Source organism: Edaphobacter modestus (genome assembly GCF_004217555.1).
Taxonomy (GTDB): domain Bacteria; phylum Acidobacteriota; class Terriglobia; order Terriglobales; family Acidobacteriaceae; genus Edaphobacter; species Edaphobacter modestus.
Genome location: NZ_SHKW01000001.1, coordinates 3,742,851 through 3,754,958, shown reverse-complemented (window position 1 = coordinate 3,754,958; position 12,108 = coordinate 3,742,851). Strand labels below are relative to the sequence as shown.

Annotated in this window: 13 protein-coding genes; all 13 read right to left on the bottom strand. The window is 60.4% G+C overall.

The window, feature by feature from the left end:
- Positions 1-69: 69 nt before the first annotated feature.
- The 13 genes from BDD14_RS16035 to BDD14_RS15975 all read right to left on the bottom strand — a co-directional run bounded on the left by BDD14_RS16035 (position 70) and on the right by BDD14_RS15975 (position 11,787).
- A complete protein-coding gene (locus BDD14_RS16035) occupies positions 70-930 on the bottom strand; it encodes a DUF3037 domain-containing protein (protein ID WP_130419682.1) in 861 nt (286 codons plus the stop codon).
- A gap of 30 nt (positions 931-960) precedes the next feature.
- Positions 961-1,827: a HipA domain-containing protein gene (locus BDD14_RS16030; RefSeq protein WP_165420109.1), complete on the bottom strand. Its 867-nt coding sequence runs from the start codon at positions 1,825-1,827 to the stop codon at positions 961-963.
- Between the two features lie 78 nt (positions 1,828-1,905).
- A complete protein-coding gene (locus BDD14_RS16025; protein WP_130423210.1) occupies positions 1,906-3,366 on the bottom strand; it encodes a terminase large subunit in 1,461 nt (486 codons plus the stop codon).
- Between the two features lie 87 nt (positions 3,367-3,453).
- A complete protein-coding gene (locus BDD14_RS16020; protein WP_165420108.1) occupies positions 3,454-5,856 on the bottom strand; it encodes an SGNH/GDSL hydrolase family protein in 2,403 nt (800 codons plus the stop codon).
- 66 nt (positions 5,857-5,922) lie between these two features.
- The gene (locus BDD14_RS16015; protein WP_242617985.1) at positions 5,923-6,885 is read right to left on the bottom strand and encodes a hypothetical protein; all 963 of its coding nucleotides are present in this window, start codon (positions 6,883-6,885) and stop codon (positions 5,923-5,925) included.
- On the bottom strand, positions 6,882-7,379 hold the full coding sequence (locus tag BDD14_RS16010; RefSeq protein ID WP_130419681.1) for a hypothetical protein: 498 nt from the start codon (positions 7,377-7,379) through the stop codon (positions 6,882-6,884). Before BDD14_RS16010 ends, BDD14_RS16015 begins: the two co-directional genes overlap by 4 nt.
- Before the next feature lie 38 nt (positions 7,380-7,417).
- Entirely contained in the window at positions 7,418-7,849 is a 432-nt protein-coding gene (locus BDD14_RS16005; RefSeq protein WP_130419680.1) for a hypothetical protein, read from the bottom strand.
- A 4-nt stretch (positions 7,850-7,853) separates the two neighbouring features.
- Positions 7,854-8,477 (bottom strand): hypothetical protein, encoded by a 624-nt coding sequence (locus tag BDD14_RS16000; RefSeq protein WP_130419679.1) that lies wholly within the window; start codon positions 8,475-8,477, stop codon positions 7,854-7,856.
- A gap of 108 nt (positions 8,478-8,585) precedes the next feature.
- Positions 8,586-9,560, bottom strand: coding sequence for a hypothetical protein (locus BDD14_RS15995; protein ID WP_242617984.1), 975 nt, complete (start codon positions 9,558-9,560; stop codon positions 8,586-8,588).
- Between the two features lie 94 nt (positions 9,561-9,654).
- Entirely contained in the window at positions 9,655-10,071 is a 417-nt protein-coding gene (locus BDD14_RS15990) for a hypothetical protein (RefSeq protein ID WP_242617983.1), read from the bottom strand.
- A gap of 33 nt (positions 10,072-10,104) precedes the next feature.
- Positions 10,105-10,488 carry a hypothetical protein gene (locus tag BDD14_RS15985; protein ID WP_130419678.1) on the bottom strand — a complete coding sequence of 128 codons (384 nt, stop codon included), beginning with the start codon at positions 10,486-10,488 and terminating at the stop codon, positions 10,105-10,107.
- Between the two features lie 37 nt (positions 10,489-10,525).
- Positions 10,526-11,185: a hypothetical protein gene (locus tag BDD14_RS15980; RefSeq protein ID WP_242617982.1), complete on the bottom strand. Its 660-nt coding sequence runs from the start codon at positions 11,183-11,185 to the stop codon at positions 10,526-10,528.
- Positions 11,186-11,298: 113 nt separating this feature from the next.
- Positions 11,299-11,787 carry a hypothetical protein gene (locus tag BDD14_RS15975; RefSeq protein WP_130419677.1) on the bottom strand — a complete coding sequence of 163 codons (489 nt, stop codon included), beginning with the start codon at positions 11,785-11,787 and terminating at the stop codon, positions 11,299-11,301.
- Positions 11,788-12,108 lie beyond the last annotated feature (321 nt).

Genomic DNA, 12,108 nt, shown 5'->3' with positions numbered 1-12,108 from the left:
CACGGCCTCGTCGGCCATGCCCGTGATTCTGTCTTGATGCTCTGTCTAGCTCGTCACACCCTCAACCCGTCACACCCTCAGCTCCAACCGCGCTGTTTCGGCAGCGCGCGCCAGGTCGTTCAACGTCACCACACGAATCGCCTCGCGCTCCATCGCCTCCACACCAAAGCGATACCGCTCCATCGCCTCGTCCTCAGCATCGGAGATCGAGCGTAGCGGCTCCACCACAGCCGTTAGTTCCAGCCGCGCACTTTCCACACGCTCCACGCCCTCGCGGAGTTGCGGAGCCGACCAGGCCAGCCCCTTCGCCGCTTCAACATCCCCTTCAAGCGAGACCGCCTGGAACAGGCGAATCACTCCCGACGCGTTTGCAGCACCTCCATCGACGCGGTAGCCGCAGTCGATCTTCATGGGATCGCCCGGCCGCGTGTAGAGAGAGGCCGCGATCCGTTTGCGCATCAGCCCCCACACGCCGGCACGCTCAAACTGGCTCCGCATCGCGCCCGCGATCGCGGCGCGTCCTGTCTTCTTCCGTTCCTGCTTCACCTTCAAAGGCTCGACGTACATCCGCATCAATTGCTCGAGCTCCGCCGCCATATTCTCGGCCAGCGATGCCCGCGCCTCGGAGATCTGCACCGAGTTCGAAAGCGTATCCTCGAGCAGTGGAAGCACCTCTTTCGTGTCCGCCGCCCCCAGCCGCAGCCGCTCCGCGATCTCGCCTTCGAGCGACTCCAGCAGGCCAAGATCGGCGTCGGCGTCCATGCAGCGCACGCGGCTCCAGTCGCGGGTAAACCGCACCACTGCGTTGGCATCGCGGCTGGACGAAGCATTGGCCTCGCGCAGCACCACCCCGATGTTCGTGAACTCGCCCTTCACCACATCCGGCACATACCGGATGAGAAAGAACTCGCATTGGACCCGCTCAGGCAATCAACCTCCAAAATGCAGCCTTCAGCTTCCCTACATTACAAATGTTCCCGCACCGCCCGCCTCCGCGAACTGCCGGGGCACAACAACCTTGGTAACCTTGTTCCACATCGGGAAGGGCTCCCGGTTCGAGTCGCGGAACGACGCGATCAGCTCGCGTACCCGCGACCGCCGCACAAGCATCTGTTCCATCAGGCGCTCGAGCACCGTGGTATCGCCGCCATACCACTCCGGCGGAACCTGCTCGGCGATCCTCCAGACTGTATCTGCCTCCATCGCCTCAACCTTGCTCAGCCACGGTTCAAAGCTCTCCCATCCCGTCACCGACGCATAGACGCGGTTGCGCTGATAGACGCCCCGCAGCGGCGAGTCGGGAAAGTTCCACTCGCCCGCGTTGAAGCAGAACCCCTGATCGATGAAGGTCGCGCGATACTTGCGCTCACGCGGCCTGCGCTCAAAGACCGCCTGGCGTCCGTTGCAGTTTCCCGCCCACTTATCGATCACAAGCATTCCGGCAAACTCCCGCAGGTTTCTCACCTCGTCGAGATGCGGATCGGGAAGGTAGTCCACCACCTGTCCCGGCATCAGCCCACCCACAAACTGCGATCCGAACTGCAGCCCCGGTCTGTATCGCTCGCGCTGTCCCCGAGGAAGCTCAACCACCATGTCCAGCGTGTTTGCGACCAGCCAATCCGTCACCTCGACGACATCGCACAACGGCACGGTAAGCCCGGCCACGGCAGCCAACCGGGTCGCCAGGAATTCGTTGGCGAGCACGCGGCAGTGCTGCGGATTGTTCTGAAACTTCACCACCCACAGCTTTCCGTCCGCACCCAGCATCAGCTGGCTCTGCGCGCCTCCCCGCATCCGTCGAATCGCCTGCACTGCAAGTACCGCCAAATCTGCCTTCCTCTCGCAACAGCAGAATACAGGGTGTGGGCGGCCGAGCCCCACCAGCTCTCTGCCGCCCGGATCCCGTTATGCACGCGTCAGCATCTCCGCCCGCACCGACTGCGCGATGGCCATCGCCATCAGGCAGTCGTCATGCGCGCCCGCTGCGGCACCGGTGCGTCCGTTCGGCCAGTTCACAAAGGTTCTGCACTCCCCCAGCAGCACCGAACTGGCAAACATCTCCGGCGACTGGACCAGAAGCGCGCCCATCCGGCCAATCATTCGCGGCTTGTTTCCTGCGGTCGTCAGCCAGCCCGCCGCTCCGTCCATCTCATAGACATTGGCATACCGATGCACACTGTCCAGGTACGCCAGCACGCCGGAGCCATGATTATTTCGCTCGACGGCGATCTTTGCGCTCCCATACTCCCGTGCGAGATCCACCGCTGCGCCTGCCAGTTCCAGCGGGCCCAGCTTCTGCCGCAGCTCGGCACACTGCAGACCGGTATGGAGCTCGATCACCTGCACGGCGGCATAGTCTCCCTCCGACCCGCCGCCCGCCGTATCGACCGCCACCAGGTAGCGATTGCCCGGAAGCGGAGGCAGCCAGAGCTGCAACGCACCTCCGCGCCGCGTCTCGATCGGAGCCGATGTCTTCGCAAGCCTCTCTTCGATCGCCGCAACATCGAAGCAGCAGTCACCGGTCGCGCGAAAGCAGGTAACCGCGTCTTCCGCAAACTCCTGCGATCGCAGACCCTGATAGCTGGTCTCAAGGTTTCGCCGGAATCCGATCTGCTGTGCCGTCAGGCCGTGTGCCAGAACCAGAGTCTTCTCCTTGGGAGTCAGATCTGTAACTGCACCTGCTACATAAGCCGACTCCATCCACCATGGGAAGAAGTGCTGTACCGTACCATTCGCCGCAGCCCGGTTCCACTCACTGTAGAAGCAGCCATAGGCTCCATTCGGGGTGGACTCGATGATCATCTCCCCTGCCGGCGAAAGGGCGGCACGCAGCCCGGCGAGAGTCTCCTGCGCATCGCCCGGCCAGCGACTCACCTCGCTCAGGTGCAGATTCTGGATCGAAAGCCCGCGTCCCGCGCCCTCATCGCCAGCGCTGAGAATGCGAAACTCGCTATCCAGCTCTGGAAAGCACATCTGCCCCACGTTGGCACGGCTGCGCCGCAGCGGACCCTCTCGAGCCTCCTGCGGCAACTGATCCCAGAAACGCTGCACCATGCGGAAGATTCCCTCCGCAGCTTCGCGAGTCTGCGCCACCTGTACGGTCAGCACGCCGCCAGCCGTAATGGTCTTCAGAAACAGCCTCGCCGCAACCCAGGTCGTCACGCCCATCTGCCGCGCCTTCAGAACGATATTCCATCGTTCGCGCCTCGCTTCGAAGGCGCGCTGCACCGCATTCGCTTCGAGGGGCTGTATCAGCCCATATCGATCGCGCACCTTCAGATGATGTTTAATCGCATCGATCATCTTCTCCGGGTTGGTGTCGATCTCCACTCCCAGCTTCAACAATCCATCTACATCCCATGTCATCTCCACCCGCCATTTCTTCTTTTAGCTCTTTGCCACACGAAGCGGCGGCCAGAGCTCCTCTGCTCTGACCGCCGCTCTCCGCTGCGATTACATCTCCCAATGACAGCCGCTCACGGTCCTGGGATTTGGAACATCCCGCAGAGTGAGGGTTCCATTGGAAGGCACCGTCACCGGACTTCCGAAGGCAATTCCATTGATCAGCTGGTTGGCATTCAATGGAGTCACCTTGACGGCGAACGCGGACTGCGGATTGTTGATGCGATACGTCGCTCCGCTTTGCCCCGTGCAATCCGGCAACGTCAGGTTCCCCGCACCGGCAACTCCGGCTAGCGAGATCACCCCGTCCCCGGCCGTCATGCTGTAAGGCAATGCCGTCACCGTGTGAGGATTGATCTCGTTGTAACCGAAGAAATAGTTCAGAGCATTGCTGGCCGCCGCGGCCATCAGCTGCTGCCCTGTTGCGCTGGGATGCGTATGGTCCGGTTGGAAATTGGAGTTCGTGTTCGCGCCGTCGGCCCCCAGCAGCGGGTTCGCGGCGAAGTCCAGAATGCCATCCGCCCCGGCACTCTTTGCCTGCTGCAGGATCAGCGCGTCATAAGCATTCTTCTGCACATCCATGGTTGGTGTGCCTGAGACGCTGCTGTTTCCGCCGTCTGAGAGCATCGTGCCCACGAAGACCCTGCAACCTGCCTCCTTGAGCGTCTGTATCTCCCCCGTCAGATACTGGAACGTCTGAGCGGGCGTAGCGTTGCCCAGGTCGTTGATCCCTGCATCGACCAGCGCTATGGCCTGACCGGCGTTCGTACTGCACCGCCTTGCCACGCGATTGGCCTCCGACCCCACAATCCCCTGAATCGTGGCGCCATAGATGCCCCAGTTCGTTCGCGTATAGCTCGGCTGATTCGTCAACGTAAGCTGCGACGACCAGGAATAAGCATCGTTGCACTGCGATCCATTCCACGAGCACGAGATGGAATCGCCAACGATGTGAAGCACCGGCGAATTGCTTGAAACCTGCTGCGGAACAACGGCCGCGCCACGGGCTGCCACCTCATTGGTCAGTGCGAGCGAGTCCGACAGAATCTGCGCCGGTGTAAGGGCAGTTGAGAAGAACCGTGCCCGATACATCGTGCCCAGAGTACCGCTCTGGGCGTATGGAGAAACCCCGCCACCGCCCAGGAAGTAGTTTCCGCCCGACTGAAGGCCAAAGGAGAAAGACTGAGTAGAGTACGGATACTCTATCCCGTCAATGTAGACGTGGTCGGGACTTCCACTGGAGGTGCCGAGCACATATGTAAGCACATGAAACCCACTGAACATCTGACTGCTGGTAAGGCGAACCATACCCCCGGCGAAGATTCCCGGCATGTACGCTCCCGGAACCGGACCGGCATGTAGCAGGTTGATACCGCTGCTCCCGAGACTGCTCGTAAGGAAGACTGGATACTGGTTCGATTGCGCCAGGCCGTTGGTCGCCGGGAAAGGATTTACGTAGACGGCGAACTCGAACGTCATCGTGCTGTTCAGAGTCGCCGGCAGCGTAACTCCCTGGTATGGGTTGGTAGATGTGAAGCTTAGACCATTCCGCACCCATACCGGTGCGTGGGTTCCGGACAGAAGAGTTCCATCGTTGCCGTTGCCGGTCGCATCGGTGACGACCGTTCCCGTAGCCTGCGTAAAGCTGTAGTCGGCCGTCGCACCTGGCGTCAACGTGGATCCGGGTACAGTACTGCCCGAGCTGGAGACGCCTCCCGCAGGCACAGTCCACATGCCATCCTCGCGGAGAAACCGGGTTGTTCCGGCAGTTGCGCCGGGATCGGGTACGGCACCCTGCGCGTGCGAGGCTCCCGAGGCCTTGAACACTGGAAATTGAACGGCTGTTGCGATATTCACGTCCACATAGTTCTTGCTGGCCGCCTGCGACGGCGTCGTGGGATCGCCCGCAAGGGTCAACGGCCCGCTCATTGAGGCACCGCTCTTGAGGACGTATGGGTTCGAGGAATCGAGGGGGGCTCCAGCAACCGCCGCAGCAATCGCGGTATCGACATAGCTCTTGCTGACCGTCTGCATCGCTACGGAAGTGGGGAGCACCGTGCTGCGCACCGCGCTGATATGCACCGGCGCCTGGCTTACGGGAACTACCCAGTACTCGCGACTGACGCTGCCGTCGTCCAGATGATAGACCGCGGTGTAGTAGGTTCCGATCGGACTTGCGCCCGCATTCGGGGTTAGCCGAATGTCAAGCAAACCAGACAAGCTGAGCGTCGCCGACGTACTTCCGGTCGCCACCGCCTGACCCGACGATGTCGTAAACGCAGGCCAGCTGATAAGAACGGACCCACCCGCCGGAGTGCCATTCGCACGATAGATCGTGTCTGTAACCTCAGTTGTTACAACCTGGCTCCATGCCGGGGCTGTAAGCAAAGTAAGCATTCCGGGTATCGCCAGCAGAATCCCGGCCAGCGTCCATCCTCCCTGCCTCAAGCTCATCGTTTGCTCTCTTTCTTGGTCCCACTGTTGTTTGTCGTTGTGGCGCTGCCAGGCTTCGATGTCGGGTTAGGCCGGCAGATAACTGCGGAAGCACAGAACTCTCTCGCTGTCGCTCGTATCGATCACTGGGAGCGCGCGGAAGGCGCCAGCCAGTCGAAGGCGATCGAGTGGAGGCGAGAGAGTCTCTCGCGTCTCCGCGGCTCCCTGCATCGTCTGGAGGCGTGGATAGTGATAGATCACCCGGTCGCCCTGCTCCCCCTGCATCACAAACAGGGCGGACCACTCCTGGAAAAAGCAGCCGCCCTCACGATCGACGAAGCCAATCATCCGGCTAAGCTGCATACCGGCTGCAGGTGCTCCGGCCAGAAGCGGAGCTTCCAGTTCCAGCGCGCCGGCGTTGATCGTTGCGATTCGGCCGACATTCAGCGAAATGCGCCGGATATAGTTTTGATCGCCATTCACCTCGGAAGGAGAACGGAGATAGGTTCCACTTACGCCGCTACCGAGATATCCGGTCTGGCCGGTGTAATCCACATCGACCGAGACCAGGTCTCCCACGGAAAAGCCTGTCGCAGCAGACCCAATCTGCAGCGAAGACGCCGTCGAGCCCGGCTGCAAGGGAACCGGAGCGGCGGCAATGCCCCCGCTTCCGTTTGGTGCGGCCGCGTTCCCGGTCTCCAGCAGATTCATCTGTTGCGAGCCGCACGCCAGTGCCATCTGCAGCTTTCCCCAGCAGGTGAACTCTATCTCGACGATGGCTTCAAACAGGGTCCGTACCTGAGTTGCGGTAAACGCCGGCGAGCCTGCCTGCAGGGGGCTTACACCACTGTTCGTTCCCTCCCCGCTTCTTCGGCGAAAAGCCTCGCACCATCCCAGGTCGAGCCACGGAGCCGGGGGCGTGTCGAGCCCAAACCTGCCGTCCCGCGCGGCATCGAAGATTGTCGGAACTCCTGTTGCTCGATTCACAGGAGCAAAGTAGGCGCGAAGCCGGCGTGTAACCGGCGACACGCCATTTGAGAGATCACTCATCGTTCACCTGCTTCCTGGTAGCTGTACACGTCCACGGTTGCCACGCGTTCCAGCTGTTCTCCGTTGAGCTGGAGAGGCTCGAAAGCTACGTCGCTCCAAAAGATGTTTGTCTGTGGAGCCTCTGGTCCGGATGGGATCGCATAGTCTTTTTTGGCAGCGTTTTGTGGCGCCTCATTTACGGCAGCCGCCAGTTCCGCATCCATAACAGTTATCAACCTCCCGCGATCCATTCCGCCATTGCCCGGGTTCCCCGCTGTGGAATAGTGGATCTCGCAGCGCATCTTCATCAATGGCATCGCAGCGCCGGGATTCACTGACAGAGCAGTCCACCGAAGTCGAAATGCATTTGCCGGTGGATACTCCACGGCAAGCTCGTTTTCCTCCACCAGCACACCGGGCCTGAGAACTCCCCGCACCAGTACGGTACGTGCGGGATTCAAGGACGCGATACGGTCCCTCATGGCGATATAGAACGTGTCTTTTGCACGCTGCATAACATGTAACCTCTTCCGTAGCAAATGACTCCCCACGTCTATGGGGCGTTTTGGATTGCTTCCCGCAGTGCCAGCCTGTAGGCGTAGACAGCACCGCCTGCCTCGAGCTCCGTCGCAGCGGTAATCGTGAGCAGCGCGTCGTCGACCAGAACACCGAACGCAGAGGCAAATAGGGCATCGGCCGATGCAAATTTCGCCGAACCAGTGAGTGACTCCACGGCGCTCGCAGAGACGATGAGATCGCGGCGAAGGGCCTTACCCTCCGCAGATTGTGTGGCAGCGTTTCGAAAGACGACCGGCGATAGCTGGATATCCTGAAACTGCGGCGTCGCCAGCCCCAGTTGCTCGGCAGGATCGCCGGGGATCGCCGGGGCGGGTATCCGCAGCATGACGGAGCGAGCACCAGCGCTGGAAAACAGAGCATCTGCCGCGCGTCGAAGTGCAATTGGAGATCGTGCGGTCTGAGTCATAGCGTCATCCAAGCCTCTCCGCGACGTAAGGACGCAAGAGTGTCTGCACCTGGACGTCAACCAACGATCCGGCGAAGTACTCCATCTGCATCGTGTCGATGCGGCTGCTCCTGACATTCATCGCCGGCATAGCCTGGGCATTCTTCACCACCTGCGCGCAGGCAACCTTGACTGCCGGGGGAATGATCGTCAGACCGGAGGTATAGGTCACCTCGACTTCGTTGTAGTTCAGGCCGAGAAAGTTCTCCGGAAACGTCACCTCTCCCGCCGCAAGATTGATGTCGAGACTTGCCGGGTCCAGGTCACTCCAGCTTCCAGGCACACCGAAGACAAAGGCGACCTGTTCACGAAACAGATCGGCCGTTTCGCCGCGCCGCGGTTTTCCGAAGCGGACTTTCACCTGCACCAGCGGTGAATCGGCTCCCTCCGCAGCCGCAAGCGGACGGTAACTGAGCCGCGCCGTCTGCGAGCCTGATGTAAGACGGATCCTCTCCACATATTGCGTAACCAGCAGACTGGGGCGCCTGCAATAGGCCTCCATCAGCACTGACGCCGTCACGACCAGATCATCCGCGGTCTCCGGACTGAGTCCGTACTCCACATATTCGGTAGGTAACAAATACCCCACAGCACCACCTCCCTATAAAAGAACAGGGACCGGCACAAATGGCCGATCCCTGCTTGTTTGCCTTCTTCCTCAGCGTCCGGAAGGTTCGCCGCACGCACCGACTGGGGTTTAGCGATCGACCAGTACCTGGCTGTGCGCGTAACCCGCACCCTTGACCACGAGACCACCGAACTTGACGACCACATACTGCGACGCCAGCGAGCCCGGAACTCCGAGTTGGAAGACGCGTGGGTTGGGATCACCAAGCCAGTGATACTCGATCAGGTCTTCGGTCACGATGTAGGCCGGAAGAACGGCGGTTCCCGAGCCGGGAGTACCGGTGTAGCTCAGCGTCCACTCGGGGATCAGAGGGAGGTCGCCAGCCTGCGTCGAGAGCGTCTTGACACTCACACCCGCAGCGATCTCCCTGGTCGACAGAACGACATTGAACTCCTGCTTCATCTCGCGGTCGATCAGATCGAGCAGTACGGGATTGGCATAGATCGCCGTAGGACGAACCCCGTATGAGGTATTCGCCAGCATCTTGGCAACCTGCGACTTGAGATTGTCGACGATGCTGTCGGTCGTTGCCACGGTCACACTGTTTCCACCCGCAGCGATCTGGCTGGCAGCGCCGAAATACTGTGCCGTGGTCGATGTGGCGAGGCTGGTATCGTTGCCGTTCCAGAGAGCGACGTCGTGGGTCCGGAGAACACCATCCACCGTGTCCGCCAGATCCTTGGCCTGCAGGTAAGCGAATTGGCTCTGCTGCTGGCCAAGTTCGAGATCGAACAGGTTGTAGTTGATCTGGGCCACCAGCGCCTTGAGGGGAACACTGCGCTCGACGCGAGTCGGGGTCACCAACGGGGCCACAATGTTGCGCGGATCCACAAATCCCGACGTTGCAGACGGGGCTGGAATCGCCGTCTCCTCGAAGAACCGCGAGGGATGGCCGGTCGCGGGAACCTGCTTGATACGTTGTCCAAAGATGCCGCGACGCCGCACCAGGTCTGTAATCTCGGACTGATAGGCGGGGACTTCAATCGCTCCCGGACCCATGAAATCGGCAGCTGCGTGAATCTCAGTAAACTTCGCGTTCATCATTCTCCCTTTCAAAAGAAAAGGCGCAGCTCTCGAGAGCCACGCCTTCGTGTTCGTCCTGCATTTTCAAAAACGAAAAAGTGCCTGCGAGCGTCTTCTAGCTCAACATTCCCGCACGCATCAGTTGCGCCTTCACGGCGATTCGCTGCTCCACGCTCAGGCTGCCGAGCGCGGCGTCGAGAGCGCCAGCGTCCAGCGAATCGATCGTGACTCCCTGTTTCGCCAGCATGTTCGCCATGCCCGTGGGCAAAGTCTTGCGCCCATTTGCAACGACAGTCGTCGCAGTGGCCGTGGCTTCGGCCTCCAGTTGCGCGATCTTCGCTTCAGCCATGGCAAGCCGCTCTTCGAGGGCCGCCTCTACCGTCGCCGAGATGCGTCCAATCGTCAACTCCGACTGCTGCTGGCGGTCCGACAGCCGCTGCATGGCCTGCTCCAACAGCGTAGCCGCTGCGGCGAGGCGCTCCACTGGCGCCTCCATCTCAACGCTGGACACATTCTCCATCTCTAATTCCATCGTTCTCCTCGCTTTCATCATTTCGATCTGCCACTAAACCGTCGCCGGTGCCTGTGCCTGCTGCACATTGAGAATGGCGACTACCGCCGAGATAATGGACGCGATGAAGCCCGAGTCCGCATTGATTCCTGCCTTCGCCAGCAACGCAGTCACTGCCTGCTCGGTAAGAAGCAGCACCTCACTCAGCTTTTCGGCACCTGTTCCACTCTGAGCACCGCTGGCCGCATATTTCTGCTCCACCAGCAGAACGGCGTTCTGGATCAAAGTCGTGGCATCCACAATCTCAGCCGCGACAGGTGATGCTGCCGGAAAAAGCAACACCAGCAATTTCTCTACCGGAATGGCATAATTCAGTGCCCACTTCAGTCCTTTTTCGAAACCTTTTCCGACTGCTTCGAGCACACCGATAAAGCTCATCGTTCCTCCTTTGGTAAAACTCCTCTTGCGCCTCCCTCTACCTGACAGCGGATACCTGACGGGACTGCGCCGCGAGCCGCTGTACGCGGAAGCTCGTGCTGCGATACGCAGCTTTGTCCCTCAGCAGAATCGCTGCCCCCGTGAAGGTCGCGCGCGTCAGCGTCCAAACCGAAGCGCGCATATCGGCAACATGCGCGTCCGCCAGCTCGTAGCTCATGCCCATCGGCCCTGACGCGTGAATCTTTTCTTCCATCTCCGGAAAATCGCGCGCGAAAAGGTATCCCGCGACTCGAAGGCGACTGCCGTCGACCTCAGCCGAGGTGATGATGCCGCACTTCTGACGGGCATCATGACCATCCCATCCCGCCTTGTAGTCCACCGCCATACCGAGAAGACTGGGAAGCGCAGCCTCCGCTGCACTCCGCGTCAGGATGACCCTATGCCCGCGCGCACCGTTGGGGGCTTTATCGCTGGCGATATCGACCAGCGTCAGGACCCCTTCAAACGGCAAGCGGTTCGGATGTCCATGGACCACAGGAAACTCCACCGCCATCGCCCGCAGCTCTATCGATGCCGCGCCGCGGGTTGCGCTTGTTGTTCGCCGGTGCCCCCGGGCCGCCTTTGTCATGCGCTCTTCCATTCCGTCTCCCTTCGCCTGCAATACTTTCCCCTCAATGCAAAACGGGAGAGCACCCATCAGGGTCTCTCCCGTCTCATGTCTCGATTACCTTTCCAGAATAGCAAGTTGCACGAAACTAATCGGCAACTTTCAAGACAGCGATAACTACAAGCAATTCAATACGATATAGGCTACAAACGGATTTCCACATCTTGACAGGCTACGAGAGGCTCCAGAAGTCTTCGTTCCAGAAAGAGTCTCGTCAGCACGTCCAGCGCACGCTCATAGCGACGGAGCAGGGTCCGGACAGGCAGGTTCAGCATTCCCGCCGTCTCGCCCTGCGTATACTCCTGCATTGCGATCCGCGTGATCAGAAAATTCTGATCCTGGTTCAGTAGCTTCAGACAGCGGTCGACATCGTGAACGAAGATGACGACATCGTCGAAGCACCGCACGCGATATTGCGTGACCTTTCCTCGAAACATCTCGCGGCCCAGAAGAGAGGGAGCGCGTCCCGCTTCCATCGAAAGCTTCACATAGCGCCGTAACAGGCCCTCCGTGTACTTCCGATAGAACGCCAGCTCTGGCGCGACCCTCACTTCAGTTTTCTTCGCTACGGGAGCAGACGTCTCCTCGGCTGTTGCCCATACCACCGGCAGAATAACGACGGCTGCATTCATCGGGCACCTCCAGACGCTTCGACTGCTCCATTGCAGCGAGGACCGCGTTCAGGACGCCTTTTACGGCCACCGGCATGCTTTCCGCGAGGTGCCGGAAATTCTGCCAGACGGGCGGCGCACTGTCGACAGTAGATGCCATCCGCGTTTCCTCCGCGAAGCCAGAGAGCTCCGCAGCCTTCACATACTTTCAGATCCAATCGCAAGTACTTCATGTAAGTCCCTTTCAAAGCGTAAGTCTCCCCTGGCGGGCCTTTGTTTTTCAGCGGTCGAAAGGGCTCGCGCAGGCTGCTGTGAATGCTGGCGCCTCGAGGATCCTCAGGG